20 protein-coding genes and 1 tRNA gene are annotated in these 17,583 nt (G+C 67.8%); 15 read left to right on the plus strand and 6 right to left on the minus strand.

Annotated features, from left to right (window positions below):
• Window position 1 precedes the first annotated feature (1 nt).
• Window positions 2-142 (plus strand): hypothetical protein, encoded by a 141-nt coding sequence (locus BN4346_RS48295; RefSeq protein ID WP_167666267.1) that lies wholly within the window; start codon window positions 2-4, stop codon window positions 140-142.
• A 104-nt stretch (window positions 143-246) separates the two neighbouring features.
• Window positions 247-921: a cAMP-activated global transcriptional regulator CRP gene (gene crp / locus BN4346_RS44110; protein WP_013830875.1), complete on the plus strand. Its 675-nt coding sequence runs from the start codon at window positions 247-249 to the stop codon at window positions 919-921.
• An 89-nt stretch (window positions 922-1,010) separates the two neighbouring features.
• Here the strand turns inward: crp and BN4346_RS44115 are convergent, their stop codons facing one another.
• The 3 genes from BN4346_RS44115 to BN4346_RS44125 are packed head-to-tail and all read right to left on the minus strand — an operon-like array spanning window position 1,011 to window position 2,419.
• Entirely contained in the window at window positions 1,011-1,787 is a 777-nt protein-coding gene (locus BN4346_RS44115) for an MBL fold metallo-hydrolase (RefSeq protein ID WP_067976564.1), read from the minus strand.
• A gap of 6 nt (window positions 1,788-1,793) precedes the next feature.
• Entirely contained in the window at window positions 1,794-2,261 is a 468-nt protein-coding gene (locus BN4346_RS44120) for a RidA family protein (protein ID WP_067976565.1), read from the minus strand.
• Window positions 2,258-2,419 carry a DUF4177 domain-containing protein gene (locus tag BN4346_RS44125; protein WP_096867737.1) on the minus strand — a complete coding sequence of 54 codons (162 nt, stop codon included), beginning with the start codon at window positions 2,417-2,419 and terminating at the stop codon, window positions 2,258-2,260. The genes BN4346_RS44120 and BN4346_RS44125 overlap by 4 nt, the downstream gene beginning before the upstream one ends.
• A gap of 47 nt (window positions 2,420-2,466) precedes the next feature.
• On the opposite strand from BN4346_RS44125, the gene BN4346_RS44130 reads away from it, so the two are divergent.
• On the plus strand, window positions 2,467-3,489 hold the full coding sequence (locus BN4346_RS44130; RefSeq protein WP_067976567.1) for an ArsA-related P-loop ATPase: 1,023 nt from the start codon (window positions 2,467-2,469) through the stop codon (window positions 3,487-3,489).
• Window positions 3,486-4,643, plus strand: coding sequence for an ArsA family ATPase (locus BN4346_RS44135; RefSeq protein ID WP_067976569.1), 1,158 nt, complete (start codon window positions 3,486-3,488; stop codon window positions 4,641-4,643). Before BN4346_RS44130 ends, BN4346_RS44135 begins: the two co-directional genes overlap by 4 nt.
• Window positions 4,644-4,674: 31 nt before the next feature.
• Here BN4346_RS44135 and BN4346_RS44140 read toward each other — a convergent pair whose 3' ends face one another.
• Window positions 4,675-5,001: a WhiB family transcriptional regulator gene (locus BN4346_RS44140; RefSeq protein ID WP_067976571.1), complete on the minus strand. Its 327-nt coding sequence runs from the start codon at window positions 4,999-5,001 to the stop codon at window positions 4,675-4,677.
• A gap of 302 nt (window positions 5,002-5,303) precedes the next feature.
• Between BN4346_RS44140 and ponA2 the strand changes: the two genes are divergently transcribed.
• The 5 genes from ponA2 (at window position 5,304) to BN4346_RS44165 (ending at window position 10,762) form a co-directional block, all read left to right on the plus strand.
• Window positions 5,304-7,724 carry a transglycosylase/D,D-transpeptidase PonA2 gene (gene ponA2, locus BN4346_RS44145; protein WP_067976572.1) on the plus strand — a complete coding sequence of 807 codons (2,421 nt, stop codon included), beginning with the start codon at window positions 5,304-5,306 and terminating at the stop codon, window positions 7,722-7,724.
• 38 nt (window positions 7,725-7,762) lie between these two features.
• Window positions 7,763-8,728 (plus strand): metallophosphoesterase, encoded by a 966-nt coding sequence (locus BN4346_RS44150; RefSeq protein ID WP_067976575.1) that lies wholly within the window; start codon window positions 7,763-7,765, stop codon window positions 8,726-8,728.
• Window positions 8,725-9,831 (plus strand): L-cysteine desulfhydrase Cds1, encoded by a 1,107-nt coding sequence (gene cds1 / locus BN4346_RS44155; protein ID WP_067976577.1) that lies wholly within the window; start codon window positions 8,725-8,727, stop codon window positions 9,829-9,831. The genes BN4346_RS44150 and cds1 overlap by 4 nt, the downstream gene beginning before the upstream one ends.
• Before the next feature lie 294 nt (window positions 9,832-10,125).
• Window positions 10,126-10,199 (plus strand) — tRNA-Pro (locus BN4346_RS44160).
• A gap of 161 nt (window positions 10,200-10,360) precedes the next feature.
• Window positions 10,361-10,762, plus strand: a complete 402-nt coding sequence (locus BN4346_RS44165; protein WP_067976579.1) for a hypothetical protein — start codon at window positions 10,361-10,363, stop codon at window positions 10,760-10,762.
• A gap of 5 nt (window positions 10,763-10,767) precedes the next feature.
• Here the strand turns inward: BN4346_RS44165 and BN4346_RS44170 are convergent, their stop codons facing one another.
• Window positions 10,768-11,232 (minus strand): GatB/YqeY domain-containing protein, encoded by a 465-nt coding sequence (locus BN4346_RS44170; RefSeq protein WP_067976580.1) that lies wholly within the window; start codon window positions 11,230-11,232, stop codon window positions 10,768-10,770.
• Window positions 11,233-11,390: 158 nt separating this feature from the next.
• On the opposite strand from BN4346_RS44170, the gene BN4346_RS44175 reads away from it, so the two are divergent.
• From BN4346_RS44175 to BN4346_RS44195, 5 genes are read left to right on the plus strand one after another with little or no spacing between them, the layout of a single operon-like run.
• Entirely contained in the window at window positions 11,391-12,383 is a 993-nt protein-coding gene (locus BN4346_RS44175; protein WP_235653786.1) for a hypothetical protein, read from the plus strand.
• An 11-nt stretch (window positions 12,384-12,394) separates the two neighbouring features.
• Entirely contained in the window at window positions 12,395-13,003 is a 609-nt protein-coding gene (locus BN4346_RS44180; RefSeq protein ID WP_067976582.1) for a DUF4129 domain-containing protein, read from the plus strand.
• On the plus strand, window positions 13,000-14,109 hold the full coding sequence (locus tag BN4346_RS44185; RefSeq protein ID WP_067976586.1) for a DUF4350 domain-containing protein: 1,110 nt from the start codon (window positions 13,000-13,002) through the stop codon (window positions 14,107-14,109). Before BN4346_RS44180 ends, BN4346_RS44185 begins: the two co-directional genes overlap by 4 nt.
• The gene (locus tag BN4346_RS44190; RefSeq protein ID WP_067976587.1) at window positions 14,106-15,083 is read left to right on the plus strand and encodes an AAA family ATPase; all 978 of its coding nucleotides are present in this window, start codon (window positions 14,106-14,108) and stop codon (window positions 15,081-15,083) included. Before BN4346_RS44185 ends, BN4346_RS44190 begins: the two co-directional genes overlap by 4 nt.
• Entirely contained in the window at window positions 15,080-16,399 is a 1,320-nt protein-coding gene (locus BN4346_RS44195; protein ID WP_067976589.1) for a DUF58 domain-containing protein, read from the plus strand. The genes BN4346_RS44190 and BN4346_RS44195 overlap by 4 nt, the downstream gene beginning before the upstream one ends.
• Window positions 16,400-16,423: 24 nt before the next feature.
• Here BN4346_RS44195 and BN4346_RS44200 read toward each other — a convergent pair whose 3' ends face one another.
• Window positions 16,424-16,837: a MarR family winged helix-turn-helix transcriptional regulator gene (locus BN4346_RS44200; protein WP_067976590.1), complete on the minus strand. Its 414-nt coding sequence runs from the start codon at window positions 16,835-16,837 to the stop codon at window positions 16,424-16,426.
• Between the two features lie 45 nt (window positions 16,838-16,882).
• Here BN4346_RS44200 and BN4346_RS44205 point away from each other — a divergent pair, with 45 nt between their 5' ends.
• The gene (locus BN4346_RS44205) at window positions 16,883-17,569 is read left to right on the plus strand and encodes a class I SAM-dependent methyltransferase (RefSeq protein ID WP_067976592.1); all 687 of its coding nucleotides are present in this window, start codon (window positions 16,883-16,885) and stop codon (window positions 17,567-17,569) included.
• Window positions 17,570-17,583: the final 14 nt, after the last annotated feature.

The following is a 17,583-nucleotide window of genomic DNA, read 5'->3' on the forward strand; positions in this document are numbered from 1 at the left end:
TGTGTCCTGGTTGCTGATCACCGCCATCCCGATGCTGCTGATGCTGTCAGCGGTCGGGCTGGAACGCATCGAAACCGGGCTGAGCCGCGAGCAGCAGGGGAATCCGCAGTTTCCTCCGAATCGGCATGCCAATCGTGTGTAGCGTTGTAACCTCGCTTGACGCGTGGCTCTAGACTCAGTTGGCTGGCCGGGTAGCGGCCCGCGCTTACGATTTCAAACCTTCATCCAAAACATTTAAGGGGCATCGTGGACGAGATCCTGGCGAGGGCCGGAATCTTCCAGGGAGTTGAGCCCAGCGCCGTAGCCGCGCTGACCAAGCAGCTTCAGCCCGTGGACTTTCCGCGTGGACACACCGTGTTCGCCGAGGGAGAGCCCGGCGACCGGCTGTACATCATCGTCTCCGGGAAAGTGAAGATCGGCCGGCGGTCTCCGGACGGCCGGGAGAACCTCCTGACCATCATGGGTCCGTCGGACATGTTCGGTGAGTTGTCGATCTTCGACCCCGGTCCCCGGACCTCGAGCGCGACCACCATCACCGAGGTGCGCGCCGTCTCGATGGACCGTGACGCCCTGCGGTCGTGGATCTCCGATCGGCCCGAGATCGCCGAGCAGCTGCTGCGGGTGCTGGCCCGTCGGTTGCGCCGCACCAACAACAACCTGGCCGACCTGATCTTCACCGACGTTCCCGGCCGGGTCGCCAAGCAGCTGCTGCAGCTGGCGCAACGGTTCGGCACCCAGGAAGGCGGGGCCCTGCGGGTCACCCACGACCTGACTCAGGAAGAGATCGCCCAGCTGGTCGGGGCATCCCGGGAGACGGTGAACAAGGCGCTGGCCGACTTCGCCCACCGCGGCTGGATCCGGCTGGAGGGCAAGAGCGTGCTGATCTCCGACTCCGAGCGGCTGGCCCGCCGCGCGCGGTAGCCACGAGATCCCGCTCACGCAGGAAAAGTGCGAGTGGGTACCTGCGTGAGCGAGATCTCGCGTGGCCTACAGATTGCGGCCTACGACCGTCAGCTCCGCAGATAGTTCAGCTGAGCCTGCACTGACCATTCGGCAGCGCCCCAGAGTGCTTCGTCCACGTCGGCGTAGACGTGTTCGACGACCTGCCGGGCGGTGGCGTCCTCACCCAGTACGGCCAGCGCCGAACGCACCTGGTCGAGCCGCTGTTCGCGATGCTCCAGATAGCCGCTGGCCACCGCCTCGATGTTGGGCAGCTCCGGTCCGTGCCCGGGCAGCACCGTACGCCCACCCAGACCGCGCAACCGCCGCAGCGAGTCCAGGTAGCGCGTTAGGTCGCCGTCCTCGGAGTCGATGACAGTGGTGCCCCGGCCCAATACGGTGTCGGCCGTCAGGACGGCGTCGTCCAACACGAACGACAGCGAGTCAGCGGTGTGCCCCGGAGTTGCGAACACGGTAATTCGCAGCCCGGCCGCATCGATCACTTGCCCGTCGGTCAGGCCGCCACCGAGCCGACGCTGAAATCCGCTACCTGCGGAGTACACCGGTGCCCCGACGGCGTCCACCAGCTTGTCGATGCCCTCGGTGTGATCGAAGTGCCGGTGACTGATCAGCACCAGGGCGATCCGGCCGACCTCGGCGAGCCGTCCGATGTGCTCCTGGTCGTCGGGCCCCGGGTCGACGATCACCACCTCGTCGCTACCGGGGGCACGCAGCACCCAGGTGTTGGTGCCCTCCAAGGTCATCAGCCCGGGATTGTCGGCCAGCAGCACCGACGCGGTCTCGGTGACCGGCCGCAGCCGGCCGTACGCGGGATGACTGGCCGACACCGCTGACTACTCCGCCGCGGCCTTCAGCTCGACGATCAACTCGACCTCCACCGGCGCATCCAGCGGCAGCTCGGAGACCCCGACCGCGGAGCGGGCGTGTTTGCCGGCATCGCCGAACACCTCACCCAACAGCTCGGAGGCGCCATTGACCACGGCGGGCTGCCCGTTGAAGTTCGGCGCCGACGCGACGAACCCGACCACCTTGACCACCCGGGCCACGGCGTCGAGACCGACCAGGGCGTCCACCGCGGCCAGCGCGTTCAGAGCGCAGATCCGGGCCAGCGCGTGGCCCTGCTCCGGGCTGACCTGCGCGCCCAGCTTGCCGGTGTGCGGCAATTCGCCTGCCGTCATCGGCAGCTGACCGGAGGTGTAGACCAGGTTGCCGGTGCGCACCGCCGGCACGTAGGCCGCCAGCGGTGCCACCACCTCGGGCAGCTCGATCCCGAGTTCGGTCAGCCGGGCCCGCCAGCTCATTGCGGCCGCTTCAGGAAGGCGATGAGCTGCTCACCGGACGGCCCCGGCAGCACCGTGACCAGCTCCCAGCCGTCTTCACCCCATTGGTCGAGAATCTGCTTGGTGGCGTGCGTGATCAAGGGGACAGTGGCGTACTCCCAGACCGTGCGTTGACTCATGGCAGCGAGCTTATCGCTAGGACGCCCAAGCACTTGGTTAGCATGCAGTGGTGACAGCCACATCCAGCAGCGAGCCCGCACTCGGCTGGCCTTCGCGATTGACGAAGGCCCGGCTGCATTTCGTGACCGGCAAGGGCGGTACCGGCAAAACGACGGTGGCGGCCGCCCTGGCATTGTCACTCGCCGCCGGCGGACGCCGGGTCCTGCTGGTGGAAGTCGAAGAGCGCCAAGGTATTGCGCAACTCTTCGACGTTCCGCCACTACCTATTGCTCCACTCAAGGTCGCGACCGCCGAAGACGGCGGGCAGGTCGATGCGCTGGCGATGGACATCGAGGCCGCATTCCTGGAATACCTCGACCTGTTCTACAACCTGGGTATCGCCGGGCGGGCGATGCGACGCGTCGGGGCGGTCGAGTTCGCCACCACCATCGCGCCCGGCCTGCGCGACGTCATCCTCACCGGCAAGATCAAGTACCACGTGATCCAGACCGACAAGAACAACAAGCCGATCTACGACGCGGTCGTGGTGGATGCGCCGCCGACCGGCCGGATCGCCCGGTTCCTCGACGTCACCAAGGCGGTCTCGCAACTGGCCAAGGGCGGCCCGGTGCACTCGCAGGCCGACGGCGTGGTGAAGCTGCTGCATTCCGATCAGACGGCCATCCATCTGGTGACACTGCTGGAGGCCCTGCCGATGCAGGAGACCCTGGAGGCCATCGACGAGCTGCGGGCGCTGGACCTGCCGATCGGCAGCGTGATCGTCAACCGCGACATCCCCGCCCACCTGGATCCGGCCGACCTGGCCAAGGCCGCCGAAGGCGTCGTCGACGCCGACGCGGTCCGGGCCGGCCTGGCCGCGGCGGGAATCACGCTGAGCGACGACGACTTCGCCGGTCTGCTGACCGAAACCATCCAGCACGCCACGCGCATCAGCGCCCGGACGGAAACGGCCGAGCAGTTGGAGCAGTTGGACGTGCCGCGCCTGCATCTGCCGACGATCACCGACGGGGTCGACCTCGGCAGCCTCTATGAGCTCTCCGAAATTCTCGGCCAACAGGGGGTTCGATGACACCCGATCCGACCGGTAAGCCGCTGGCGCTGGACTTGGCGGCGATCCTGGCCGATACCTCCAACCGCGTGGTGGTCTGTTGCGGCGCCGGCGGGGTCGGCAAGACCACCACCGCCGCGTCGATGGCGCTGCGGGCCGCCGAATACGGCCGCACCGTAGTGGTGTTGACCATCGACCCGGCCCGTCGGCTGGCCCAGGCGCTGGGCATCGACGACCTAGGCAATCACCCGCAGCGGGTGCCGCTGCCTGCGGAGGTACCGGGTCAGCTGCACGCCATGATGCTCGACATGCGCCGCACCTTCGACGAGATGGTGACGCAGTACTCCGGACCGGAGCGAGCCGAGGCGATCCTGAGCAACCAGTTCTACCAAACGGTCGCCACCTCGCTCTCCGGCACGCAGGAGTACATGGCGATGGAGAAGCTGGGCCAGTTGCTTGCCGAGGACCGCTGGGACCTGGTGGTCGTCGACACCCCACCGTCGCGCAACGCCCTGGACTTCCTGGACGCACCGAAGCGGCTGGGCAGCTTCATGGACAGCCGGCTGTGGAAATTGCTGCTGGGCCCCGGTCGAGGCATCGGCAAACTGGTCGCCGGCGCGCTCGGCCTGGCGATGAAAGCCCTGTCGACGGTGCTGGGTTCGCAAATGCTTTCCGATGCAGCGAATTTCGTGCAGTCCCTCGATGCCACTTTCGGCGGCTTCCGGGAGAAGGCGGACCGCACCTACGACCTGCTCAAGCGCCGGGGCACCCAGTTCGTGGTGGTGTCGGCGGCCGAGCCCGACGCGTTGCGGGAGGCGTCGTTCTTCGTCGACCGACTCGCAGGCGAGCACATGCCGCTGGCGGGGCTGATTCTCAACCGCACCCATCCGATGTTGTGCGACCTGGCCATTGAGCGGGCTATCGACGCCATCGAGACCCTGCGGGAGCCCGAGATCAGCGCGTCGCTGCCCGATGGGACGAAAGCCCTCACCACAGCGGCGCTCCAGATTCACGCCGAACGCGGCGCTACCGCCAAGCGTGAAATCCGACTGCTGTCGCGGTTCACCCGGGCCAACCCGCGAGTTCCTATCGTGGGGGTGCCGTCACTGCCGTTCGACGTCTCCGATTTGGAGGCGCTCGGCGCGATCGCCGACCAGCTGACGGCGAAGAAATAGAAGTAGAAGCGAAGAGGGACTCAGCCGGGCGTTAGCCGGCGTCACGCTGCTTGCGCTGGGCGGCGAAGTACTCGCGCCAGGAGGTCACTTCGGGGTGCTGCTTGAGCAGCGCCCGGCGTTGCCGCTCGGTCATGCCGCCCCACACACCGAACTCGACCCGGTTGTCCAGGGCGTCGGCCAGACAGTCGAGCACGACCGGGCAGTGCCGACAGATCACCGCGGCTTTGCGTTGTGCCGCACCGCGTACGAAGAGTTCGTCGGGGTCCGCACCGCGGCACACGGCCTTGGAAACCCAGGCGATCCGGCCCTCGTCCTGCACTCCGCGCAGAACGGTTCGGGGGGTTGATGTGATTGGCATGCTGGTGTTGTGAACCGCTGTCCCTGCAACAGACACTGACGATCCTCCGTCCCGGCCGCGCCCGGCAGCCACCTATTCAACATCGAGGCCGACCGACACTGCGATCTACGCCACATCGTGTCATCAGTGTTACCTGAATCGCACTTGATGTCCAAGTTAGGTGGTCAGGTGCTGTCTGCGCAACAGGTTGATCGGCACTTTTTTGGGACAACCGTGCCGTCCGATCATGATCTGGGCTCCCAAGCGGCGGTGTTCGGGGTCTTCGGCGAGCACCATCTGATACCGGGGCTACTGTGTTAGCCATGTCGGAGCGCCCCCCGACCGGCCCTACTGTGCTCAAACTGGCCGGGTGTTGTCTGCTCGCCGCCGTTCTGCTCGCGGCGTTGCTGTTTCCCGTCGCCGGCGGCATCGGCCTGATGTCCAACCGCGCCTCGGACGTGGTGGCCAATGGGTCGGCCCAGCTCGTCAGCGGTGATGTGCCCGCGGTGTCGACGATGGTCGATGCCAAGGGCAACACGATCGCGTGGTTGTACTCGCAACGCCGGTTCGAGGTGCCCAGCGACAAGATCGCCGACACGATGAAGCTGGCGATCGTCTCCATCGAGGACAAGCGGTTCGCCGAGCACAGCGGGGTGGACTGGAAGGGGACGCTGACCGGGCTGGCCGGCTACGCCTCCGGGGACATCGACACCCGCGGCGGCTCGACGCTGGAACAGCAGTACATCAAGAACTACCAACTGCTGGTGCTGGCGCAGACCGACGCCGAGAAGCGCGCCGCGATCGAGACCACTCCGGCGCGCAAGCTCCGGGAGATCCGGATGGCGCTCACGCTGGACCGGACCTTCACCAAGCCGCAAATCCTGACCCGCTACCTGAACCTGGTCTCGTTCGGCAACAACTCGTTCGGCGTCCAGGATGCGGCCCAGACCTACTTCGGTGTGAACGCCGCCGACCTGAACTGGCAGCAGGCGGCCCTGCTTGCCGGAATGGTGCAGTCGACCAGCACCCTGAACCCCTACACCAACCCCGAGGGCGCACTGGCTCGACGGAACCTGGTGTTGGACACCATGATCGAAAACCTGCCCGGGGAGGCCGACGCGCTGCGAGCGGCCAAGGCGGAACCGCTGGGCATCCTGCCGCAGCCCAACGAGTTGCCACGGGGCTGCATCGCGGCCGGCGACCGGGCCTTCTTCTGCGACTACGTGCAGGAGTACCTGACCAGGGCAGGGATCAGCAAGGAACAGGTGGCCCGCGGCGGCTACGTCATCCACACCACGCTGGATCCCGACGTGCAGGCTCCGATCAAAGAGGCGATCGACAGCTTCGCCAACCCCAACGTGCAGGGCATCGCCAGCGTGATGAGCGTGATCAAGCCCGGCAGTGACGCACACCCGGTGTTGGCGATGGCCAGCAACCGCACCTACGGGCTCAACGCCGACCTCGGCGAAACCATGCGGCCGCAACCGTTCTCCTTGGTCGGTGACGGTGCCGGGTCGATCTTCAAGACATTTACCGTGGCCGCGGCGCTGGAGATGGGCATGGGTATCAGCGCCGACCTTGAGGTGCCCGGCCGGTTCCAGACCAAGGGCATGGGCTCAGGCGGCGCCAAGGGCTGCCCCAAGGAGACCTGGTGCGTGGTCAACGTCGCCCCCTACCGGTCGCCGATGAACGTCTCCACCGCGCTGGCGACCTCGCCCAACACCGCGTTCGCCAAGCTGATCTCCCAAGTCGGGGTCGGCCGCACCGTGGACATGGCAATCAAGCTGGGCTTGCGTTCCTACGCCGATCCGGGCACCGCCCGCGACTATGACCCGGATAGCAACGAGAGCCTGGCCGACTTCGTCAAACGGCAGAACCTGGGCTCGTTCACGCTGGGCCCGATCGAGGTCAACGCGCTGGAGTTGTCCAACGTTGCCGCCACCTTGGCCTCCGGTGGCATCTGGTGCCCGCCGAACCCGATCGACAAGGTCTTCGACCGCAACGGCAACGAGGTGGCCGTCACCACCGAGACCTGTGAGCGCGTGGTTCCCGAAGGTCTGGCGAACACCATGGCCAACGCCTTGAGCAAGGACATCCAAGGCGGCGGCACCGCGGCGCCGGCCGCCGGTTCGGTGGGTTGGGATCTGCCGATGGCGGGCAAGACCGGCACCACCGAGGCGCACCGCTCGGCGGGCTTTCTGGGCTTCACCAACCGCTACGCGGCAGCCAACTACATCTTCGACGACTCCAGCTCACCGTCGGACCTGTGCTCGTTCCCGCTACGGCACTGCGGGGACGGCGACCTCTACGGCGGCAACGAGCCGGCCCGCACCTGGTTCGCGGCGATGAAACCGATCGCCACCGACTTCGGCGACGTCATCATGCCGCCGACCGAGCCGCGATACGTCGACGGCGGACCCAACTCACGGGTGCCCAGCGTGGTCGGCCTGGACGTCGACGTCGCCCGGGCGCGGCTCAAGGAAGTCGGATTCCAGGTCGCCGACCAGCCGAACTGGGTCAACAGCAGCGCCCGTTCCGGGGCGGTCGTCGGCACCTCACCGAGTGGTCAGACCATTCCCGGTTCGATCATCACCATCGAGGTCAGCAACGGCATCCCGCCGCCACCACCGCCGCCGCCGGACGGTCTGCCGCCGCTCGGGCCGGTGGGATCGACGGTGGTGGAGATTCCGGGGTTGCCGCCGATCACCATTCCGCTGCTGCCGCCCCCTGCGCCGCCGCCGTAGCCGCGGTGGCGCGGTCGGGGCGCAGTAGTCTGAACGCCATGGCTCCTTCACCTGCCCTGACCCGATCCGTCGCCGCCGCTTCGGCGGCGCTCGGTCCGGCGGCTCTCGCTATCGGCTACGGCGCGATCATCGAACGCAACGCGTTCGTGGTGCGCGAGGCGACGATGCCGGTGCTGGCTCCCGGCTCCGCACCGCTGCGGGTGCTGCACATCAGCGACATCCACATGCGCCCCGGGCAGCACCGCAAGCAGGCCTGGCTGCGGGAGCTGGTGCGCTTGGAGCCGGACCTGGTAGTCAACACCGGCGACAACCTCGCGCATCCGAAGGCGGTGCCGGCGGTGGTGCAGGCCCTGGGTGATCTGCTGTCGGTGCCGGGAGTGTTCGTGTTCGGCAGCAACGACTACTTCGGGCCGCGACTGAAGAATCCGGCGAAGTACCTGACCAAGCCGACGCATCGCATCCACGGCGTTCCGTTGCCGTGGCAGGACCTGCGTGCGGCGTTCACCGAGCGGGGCTGGCTGGATCTGACCCACAACCGCCGCGAATTCGACGTAGCCGGCCATCGGATCGCCGCGGCCGGCGTCGACGACCCGCACATCGAGCGGGACCGCTACGACACCATCGCCGGTCCGGCCGACCTGACCTCCGATCTGCGCCTGGGGCTGACCCATTCGCCGGAGCCACGAGTGCTGGACCGTTTCGCCGCCGACGGCTACCAGCTGGTGATGGCTGGCCACACCCACGGCGGCCAGCTGTGCGTGCCGTTCTACGGCGCTCTGGTGACCAACTGCGGGCTGGATCGCTCCCGGGTCAAGGGGCCCTCGCAGTGGGGTGCGCACATGCGCCTGCACGTCTCGGCGGGGATCGGCACCTCGCCGTTCGCGCCGGTGCGGTTTGCCTGCCGTCCCGAGGCCAGCCTGCTGACCCTGGTGGCGGCGCCGACCGGCGGTGACGACTCGCAGCTCACCCGCGGCTCGACCCAGCCCTCCGTGTCGGCCCGTTGACCCCACGGATCGCCGACCACGGGCATCCACGGCGCTGGGCCGACAACGCGATCCGGCTGATCGAAGCCGACGCACGGCGCAGCGCCGACACCCATCTGCTGCGTTACCCGCTGCCCTTGGCATGGGCCGCCGAGGCCGACGTGGCGCTGTACCTCAAAGACGAGACCACCCACATCACCGGCAGCCTCAAGCACCGGCTGGCCCGCTCGCTGTTCCTCTACGCGCTGTGCAACGGCTGGATCGCCGAGGGCACCACGGTGGTCGAGGCGTCGTCGGGGTCCACCGCGGTCTCTGAGGCCTATTTCGCGGCCCTGCTGGGCCTGCCGTTCGTCGCGGTGATGCCGTCCTCGACCAGTGCGTCCAAAGTGGCGCTGATCGAGGCGCAGGGCGGGCGCTGTCATTTCGTGGCGCATTCGGCCGATGTCTACGCCGAAGCGGAGCGGATCGCCGCCGACACCGGCGGGCACTACCTGGACCAGTTCACCAACGCCGAGCGGGCCACCGACTGGCGCGGCAACAACAACATCGCGGAGTCGATGTTCTCCCAGATGCGCGACGAGGCCCATCCGATTCCGGATTGGATCGTGGTGGGAGCCGGTACCGGCGGCACCAGCGCGACGATCGGCCGCTACATCCGGTATCGCCGGCACGCGACCCGGTTGTGCGTGGTCGACCCCGAGAATTCGGCCTTCTACCCGGCCTACTCGCAATGCCGCTACGACGTGGTGATCGAGGAATCGTCGCGGATCGAAGGCATCGGCCGGCCGCGGGTGGAACCGTCGTTCCTGCCCGACGTGGTGGACCGGATGGTCACGGTGCCCGATGCCGCCTCGGTGGCCGCTGCACGGCACGTCAGCGCGGTGTTGGGCCGTCGGGTGGGCGCCTCGACCGGCACCAATATCTGGGGGGCGTTTGCCCTACTGGCCGAGATGGTTGCCGACGGGCGCAATGGATCGGTGGTCACCGTGCTGGCCGACAGCGGTGATCGCTACGCCGACACCTACTACAACGACGACTGGCTGGCGCAGCACGGGCTCGACCCGACGGGCGCAACCGCAGTCTTGGCCGAGTTCGAAAGGTCCTGCCGGTTCGCGTTCGCCTGAGCCCGCTCGTCGGCTGCGTCGGGGTTGGTGGCTGCAAGCCACACCGCAGCCAGAGCGAAGAAACCGGCATACACCGCTCCGCCTAACAGCGTCATGATTGACTCCCTTTGCACTAAACCTTATTAGTCAGTCTGCCTAACTCCGCCTATGTTTGCGAGCTCCACACGCCGGAATGTGGGGCGTTTCATGCTCTCGGGGGCGAGTGAGCTGGGCCTCGACGGGGTTCCCACTGAGTCCGTAACCAGCCGTTTGGGTGACCGGCGGGCAGGTGCGATACGCTGTCGTGGCTTCACACGGGGTGTGGCGCAGCTTGGTAGCGTGCTTCGTTCGGGACGAAGAGGTCGTGGGTTCGAATCCCGCCACCCCGACAATGGAAAACCCGCTCTGAACCGGTAAAACGGGACCAGGGCGGGTTTCTTCGTCTTCAGAGCCGAACCACCCACCTCGTCGTCGGGGGGCAGGCAATGGCTGTGATCTGGTTGGATCGAAACCGGTCCACCAGCCACCTCGGCGGTAGACACTGTCTCCCGTGGACTTCCCGATGCGCTATGACCGGTGGTACCGACCACTGGCCACCGTGTTGGGCCTGGGGCCCGGGCGGGCGAGCATCCAAGTGGCCGGCGGTTTCCTGCAGGTCCGCAGCGGGTGGGCCTTCGCCATGGACGTCGCGTTGAACAACATCGAATCCGCCCGGCCAGCACCGGAACGCATGTGGGGCTGGGGGGTCCATCAGGCGTGTAATGGCTGGCTGGTCAACGGATCCCGGCACGGCGTGGTCCAGATACGGCTGACCCACGCCGTCAAACCGAGCAAAGCGCCGACGGCAGGCTGGTTCAACCGGCCGGTCCGCAGCCTCTACGTCAGCGTTACCGACCCCGACGGCCTCATCGCCGCGCTGACGGGCCGGCAGTTGCCGGCGACCGGTTCCTAGTCTTTCTAGAGCCGTTCGCGGACCGCGGCCGACAGCCTCGATCCGTCGGCTTTGCCCGCGGCGATCGCGGTGGCGGCCTTCATCACCTGCCCCATGTGCTTCATGTGCGGCCGCTCCCCGATGTCCTCGGCCACCTGCGCCAGCGCGGTGTCGACGACGTCGGCCAGTTCGGCGTCGCTGAGCGGTGCGGGCAGGTACTCGTCGATGATCCGGGCCTCGGCGTGTTCCTCGGCAGCGAGTTCACCGCGGCCGTTCTCGGTGTAGATCTCGGCGGACTCCGCACGCTTGCGGGCCTCCCGGGCCAGCACCTTGAGTACCTCAGCGTCGGTCAGCTCGCGGGACTGCTTGCCGGAGACCTCTTCGGCCTGAATCGCGGCCAACAGCATCCGCAGGGTTGCGGTGCGCAACTTGTCTTGTGCCTTCATCGCCGTGGTCAGATCGGCCCGCAACTGGGATTTAAGTTCCGCCATGCCGCATAACGCTACGCTCAGCCACATGGTGAATCCGCCGCCGCCCGGCTATCCCGGATTTGGTTTTCCGCCTCCTGGCTACGGACCTCCTCCGGGCTATGGCCCGCCACCTCCGGGCTATGGCCCACCACCCGGCTACGGCCCACCACCGCCGGGCTATGGCCCACCGCCCAGCTACGGCCAAGCCCGGCATCATTCCGCTGCGCCCATTGAGCCTGACCGACATCTACAACGGCGCCGTCGGCTACATCCGGGCCAACCCGAAGACCGTGCTCGGGCTCACCGCCGTGGTCGTGGTGGCCACTCAGATCATCAGCGGGATAGCCCTGTTCGGCCTGCTGTCGACGCTCGGCCCGTCGGGTCCGGGTAGGTCATCGTCGGAACCTTCCGGCGGCGACGTGGCGGCGTGGCTGACCGGTTCTGCCGGCGCGGCCATCGTGACCGCCCTGGGCACCATCGTGTTGACCGGCCTGCTGACCGTCGTCGTCGGGCGTGCGGTGTTCGGGTCGCCGATCAGCATCGGCGAAGCCTGGGCTATCGTGCGCGACCGCTTTGCATCGCTGATCGGCCTGGCCGCCCTGATCGGCCTGGCCGCGATTGTGCTGTGCGGCTTCGCGGCGGCCATCATCGCCTTCGCCGGCGCAGCGGGCGGCACCGGTGCGGCGGTGTTGATCGCCGTGCCGCTGATGCCGGCACTCGTCGCGGCGCTGATCTATGGCTATACGGTGCTGGCCTTCGCGCCCACGGTGATCGTGCTGGAGCGGCAACCGGTGTTCGAGGCGATGCGCCGGTCGTTCTACTTGGTGCGCAACAGTTTCTGGCGGGTGCTGGGCATCATGGCCTTGACCGCCCTGATCGTCTCGCTGATCAGCAGCGCGGTCGCATTTCCATTCAACATCTTCGGGATGGTCATCGCCCACGGCACTGACACCCTGACCGGCGGTGCGCAGTTGAGCCTGTTCTCCCGGATCGGAACCACCATCGGTGAGATCATCGTGCTGCCCTTCACCGCCGGTGTGTCGGTACTGCTGTACACCGACCGCCGCATCCGGGGCGAGGCGTTCGACCTAGTGCTGCGAACCGGCGCGGTCGGTGGGCCGTACGTCCCCGGGTGGACCGACAACCTCTGGCTGACCCGGCCCCCGGGGTAAGGACCGACCGGGTGCCCACCGTCGACATCGACCGCGAAACCGCCCGCGAGGCGGCCGAACGCGAGCTGGCCAAACCGATGTACCCGCGGCCGTCGCCCAAACAACAGTTCCTCGACTTCATCGAGGCGCTGGTACGGCGATTGGTGCTCAAAGGTGCCGAGTTGCCCGGCGGATGGTTCACCATCAGCGTGTTGCTGATCGTCCTTGCGGCGGCCGTGGTGGCCGCCATCGGAATCAGCCGTCGGATGCTGCACGACGGCCACCGCGGCGACCCGTTGTACGGCGCAACCCAGCTCAGCGCCACCGAACACCGTGCCGCCGCGCAACAGCATGCCGCATCGGGCGATTGGGCCGCGGCGATCCGACATCGACTGCGAGCGGTGGCTCGCGAACTCGAGGAGACCGGGGTCCTGCATCCCGCCACGGGCCGTACCGCCAGCGAACTGGCCCGCGACGCCGGTGCGGCGCTACCCGGCCTGGCCGGTGAATTGTTCAGGGCGGCCGAGACGTTCAACGACGTCAGCTACGGCGAGCTGCCCGCGACCCCGGAACGATATGGGATCGTCGCGGAACTCGACGAGCGGGTGCAGGCCACGACACAGGCTCGGCAGTACCGGTGACCACCAGACGGCGGACGTGGCTGTGGGTCGCGGCGGCTTTGGCTGTGATCGTGGCGATTTCGGCGGTGGGCTCCTATCTGACCACACCACGGCCGGGCGGCCGAATGGATCCCCAAGCCACCGGGCCCGACGGCGCGCACGCGCTGGTGGCGTTGCTGCGTCACCGCGGGGTCGAGGTCGTGCCGGCCGGAACCGTCGATGACGTCGTCCGCGACGCGCGTCCCGGCACGTTGGTATTGGTGGCCCAGACCCCACACATCGCCGGTGGTGAACTGATGAACCGGCTGGCGGGTCTGCCCGGCGACCTGCTGCTGCTGGCACCGGATGCCCTGGCCCGCAAGGCCCTGGCGCCCGGCATCCGGTCCGGACCCGCCCGAGCGTTCACCCACCAGCCCAATTGTGACCTGCGCGAGGCGCAACGGGCCGGCGACGTCGACCTAGGCACCACTGCGACCTACGTTGCCGCTCAAGGCCAGTCGGTGGACAGCTGCTACGACGGCGCACTGGTGCGCTATCGCGACGGCCAGCGGACTATCACCGTGGTCGGCAGCGAGACCTTCATGACCAACACCGACCTGGCCCGAGCGGGCAATGCCGCATTGGCGATGAATCTTGCCGGCACCTCGGATCGCCTGATCTGGTATGCGCCCCAACATATTCAAGGAGCCAAATCAGGAAAGGCCGCGATTGCCGACCTGATCCCGCCGAATGTCCGATGGCTGTTCTGGCAGCTGTGTGTGGCACTGGCCGTGGCCGCGCTGTGGAAGGGTCGCCGGCTCGGCCCCCTGGTCGCCGAGCACTTGCCGGTCGTCGTCCGGGCATCGGAGACCGTCGAGGGGCTCGGCCGGCTCTACCGTTCGCATCGGGCCCGCGATCGAGCCGCAGCCGCGCTGCGCACCGCGGCCCTGCGGCGCCTGGCTCCACGCCTGGGATTGGGCCCGGGACCGGAGCCGCCCGCGGTGGTCGCGGCGGTGTCGGCGCGGATTGGGGCGCACCCGGACTGGTTGTGGCACTTACTGTTCGGTCCGCCGCCGGACTCCGACGATGCCCTGGTCGCGCTGGCCCACGCACTCGACGACATCGAAAGGCAGGTCACCCACTCGTGACTCACACCCCCGTAGAGGATCCGGCTGCTGCCGCAGCCCGTGAGGCGTTGCTGGCGTTGCGCAGCGAAGTCGCCAAGGTAGTGGTCGGCCAGGACGCCGTGGTCAGCGGCCTGGTGATCGCACTGTTGTGCCGCGGCCATGTGCTGCTCGAAGGTGTTCCGGGCGTGGCAAAAACACTGCTGGTCCGTACTCTGAGCGCCGCGATGCGGCTGGACTTCAAACGGGTCCAGTTCACCCCGGACCTGATGCCCGGAGATATCACCGGCTCGCTGGTCTACGACACCCACACCGCGGAGTTCGTATTCCGGTCCGGCCCGGTCTTCACCAACCTGCTGCTGGCCGACGAGATCAACCGCACCCCGCCCAAGACTCAGGCGGCACTGCTGGAAGCGATGGAGGAAGGGCAGGTCAGCGTCGACGGCGCGGCCAAGCCGCTGCCCGACCCGTTCATCGTCGCCGCCACCGCCAACCCCATCGAGTACGAGGGCACCTACCGGCTGCCGGAGGCCCAGCTCGACCGGTTCCTGCTCAAGTTGACCGTGCCGCTTCCGGTGCGCGAAGCCGAGATCGACATCTTGGCTCGGCATGCGCAGGGCTTCGACCCGCACGACCTGTCCGCGGCGGCCCAGGTGGCCGGCGCGCCGGAGCTGGCGGCCGGTCGCGCCGCGGTGCGCCAGGTGCTGGTGGCCGACCAGGTGCTGGGTTACATCGTCGATGTGGTCGCGGCGACCCGGCGCTCCCCGGCCCTGCAACTGGGCGTCTCACCCCGCGGCGCGACCGCGCTGCTGGCCACATCGCGGTCCTGGGCATGGCTGTCCGGGCGCAACTACGTGACCCCCGACGACGTCAAGGCGATGGCCCGCTCCACGCTACGGCACCGGGTGATGCTGCGCCCGGAAGCCGAGCTCGAAGGCGCTACCGCCGACGGCGTTCTCGACAGCATTCTGGCCTCGGTTCCGGTGCCGCGCTGGTGATTCTGACGGGTCGCGCCGCGCTGATCGCACTGCTTAGCGCCGTGCCGATCACGCTGGCGCCCTGGCCGGCGGCCGCGTTCGGCGTACTGCTAGCTGGGCTCACCGCGGCAGTGCTGCTCGACGTCGCGTTGACCACAGATCCCGCCACGCTCCACATCGAGCGGTCCATGGACAACACAGTACGACTCGGCCAGACGATCACGTCCACGTTGTGGATCGTCAACGGCGGCAGCCGATTCCGCGGGCAACTGCGCGACGCCTGGCCGCCCAGCGCCTGCGCCACTCCGCGTGCCCATCCGCTGCAGCTGGGGGCCGGTCAGCTCTCCCGCGTGCTCACCGAACTACGGCCGATCCGCCGCGGCGACCAGCAGGCCGCCCGGGTGACAGTGCGCTCCATCGGGCCGCTGGGACTGGCCGGGCGGCAGCGCTCTCGGCAGGTGCCGGGGCAGGTGCGGGTGCTCCCGCCCTTCTTGTCCCGCCGGCATCTACCGGCGCGGCTGGCCCGCTTGCGGGAGGTCGACGGGAATCTGCCGGCGCTGGTGCGCGGTCAGGGCAGTGAGTTCGACTCGCTGCGCGAATACGTCGTCGGCGACGATGTGCGCTCGATCGACTGGCGGGCCACCGCACGGCGCTCGGAGGTGGTGGTGCGCACCTGGCGGCCCGAACGTGACCGGCGGGTGGTCATCGTGCTCGACACCGGCCGGACGGCGGCCGGCCGGATCGGGGTGGACCCGACCGCCCGTGATCCCGCGGGCTGGCCGCGGCTTGATTGGTCGATGGACGCCGCACTGTTGCTGGCGGCGTTGGCATTACGCGCCGGCGACCACGTCGATCTGCTGGCCCACGATCAGGTGACTCGGGCCGGGGTGTTCGGGGCGTCCAGAACCCGGCTCTTCTCCCAATTGGTCGACGCGATGGCGCCGCTGCAGCCGGCTCTGGTCGAATCCGATGCGGCGGCGATGCTGGCTACCTTGTCCCGGCGGGCGCGCCGAGGCAACCTGGTGGTGCTGTTGACCGATCTCAACCCCTCTGCTCTGGAGGAAGGCCTGCTGCCGGTGTTGCCGACACTGACCGCGGCACACCAGGTGATCCTCGCGGCAGTCGCCGATCCGCGAGTGGAACGGCTGGCTGACGGACGCGGCGACGCGGCCGCGGTATACGACGCAGGCGCCGCCGAGCGGGCCCGCAATGACCGCCGCGCGATGGCGGCCCGGCTGCGAAGCAGCGGTGTGCAGGTCATCGATGCCCCACCCGAGGATCTGGCACCGGCGTTGGCCGATGCCTACCTGGCGATGAAGGCCGCCGGACAGCTCTGATGGGGCTCTCGCTGGGAAACCTCGCTACCCGGCGATGGCATCTAGCATGCGTTTGAAGCGCTGGCGATCAGCGGCGGGGAGGGCAGCCAACACCGTTGCCTCGGCGTGGCGGGCAGCCGGCTCGATGGCGTCGAGAAGTCTCCGCCCAGCAGTAGTGATCTCTGTCGGAAGCGTGCGTCCCTGGGTAGCTGATGCAGGCCGTTTGACCAGCTGTGACGATTGAAGGTCCTTGATCGTGGCGTTCATCGTTTGCGGGCTGACTTCGAACAATCGCGCGAGGTCGGCATTTGACAGTCCTGGTGTATCTCGCAGGAGCTTCAGACACACGAACTCGCTCAGCGTCAGGTCGAACGGTTTGAGCGCGGTAGCCATCGCAGCCCTGAGTTTGGCGCTCACCCGGTAGAGCAATGGGCCGAGAAGCTCGAGGTCGTTCGTCACGTATATCAGGTTCCCATATATTCGGATTCCTGATATAACCAGTCTATGACGGATGCGCGGAACTTTGACTTTGACCCGATATATCGCGGCGAGGTGACCGAATTCGGCGAGGGCCGACCCGGTTGGAGCCTCGACAAGCCGCAACCCGAAATCACTGCACTCATCGACGCTGGCGCAGTGGTCGGCGAGGTCCTCGACGCCGGGTGCGGTGAAGCCGCGTTGTCCCTCGAACTGGCCGCCCGCGGCTACCGCACCGTGGGCATCGACTTGTCGTCAACCGCTATCGATCTCGCCATCAGCCAGGCTCACGCACGTGGCCTGACGACCGCTCAGTTCGCCGTCGCCGACATCACCACACTGCACGGCTACGACGGGCGCTTCGACACCATCGTCGACAGTGCCCTGTTCCATTCGATGCCCATCTCCCGCCGCGAAGGCTACGTCGCATCGATGGCCAGGGCCGCCGCACCGGGGGCACGCTTCTACGTGCTCGCCTTCGATCGCAGCGCTATGCCAGATGCTCCCCGAGACTCGGTTGCTCCAGTCAGCGCCGACGAACTCGCGGAGACCGTCGCCCAAAGCTGGGCCATCGACGATGTCAGGCCCGCTCGCCATCACTGCCGATTGCCCGAAACGCTTCCCGCACACTTCGCCTCGATCGACTTCCGAGACGAACCCGATGGACTGAAGTCCGTTGCCGCCTGGCTGCTCTCGGCTCACCGCCCGCGGTAATCACCCCTCCCACA

Origin of the sequence: Mycolicibacter icosiumassiliensis (genome assembly GCF_900078685.2) — a bacterium.
Classification (GTDB): Bacteria; Actinomycetota; Actinomycetes; order Mycobacteriales; family Mycobacteriaceae; genus Mycobacterium; species Mycobacterium icosiumassiliensis.

Excerpts from the sequence above, each read along its gene's own strand:
- BN4346_RS44140 (WP_067976571.1), bottom strand. The coding sequence starts at position 5,001 with ATGCCAATCACATCAACCCCCCGAACCGTTCTGCGCGGAGTGCAGGAC.
- BN4346_RS44175 (WP_235653786.1), top strand. The coding sequence starts at position 11,391 with ATGGCCCACCGCCCAGCTACGGCCAAGCCCGGCATCATTCCGCTGCGC.
- BN4346_RS44135 (WP_067976569.1), top strand. The coding sequence starts at position 3,486 with ATGACACCCGATCCGACCGGTAAGCCGCTGGCGCTGGACTTGGCGGCG.
- ponA2 (WP_067976572.1), top strand. The coding sequence starts at position 5,304 with ATGTCGGAGCGCCCCCCGACCGGCCCTACTGTGCTCAAACTGGCCGGG.
- BN4346_RS44205 (WP_067976592.1), top strand. The coding sequence starts at position 16,883 with ATGACGGATGCGCGGAACTTTGACTTTGACCCGATATATCGCGGCGAG.
- BN4346_RS44125 (WP_096867737.1), bottom strand. The coding sequence starts at position 2,419 with ATGAGTCAACGCACGGTCTGGGAGTACGCCACTGTCCCCTTGATCACG.
- BN4346_RS44150 (WP_067976575.1), top strand. The coding sequence starts at position 7,763 with ATGGCTCCTTCACCTGCCCTGACCCGATCCGTCGCCGCCGCTTCGGCG.
- BN4346_RS44120 (WP_067976565.1), bottom strand. The coding sequence starts at position 2,261 with ATGAGCTGGCGGGCCCGGCTGACCGAACTCGGGATCGAGCTGCCCGAG.
- BN4346_RS44170 (WP_067976580.1), bottom strand. The coding sequence starts at position 11,232 with ATGGCGGAACTTAAATCCCAGTTGCGGGCCGATCTGACCACGGCGATG.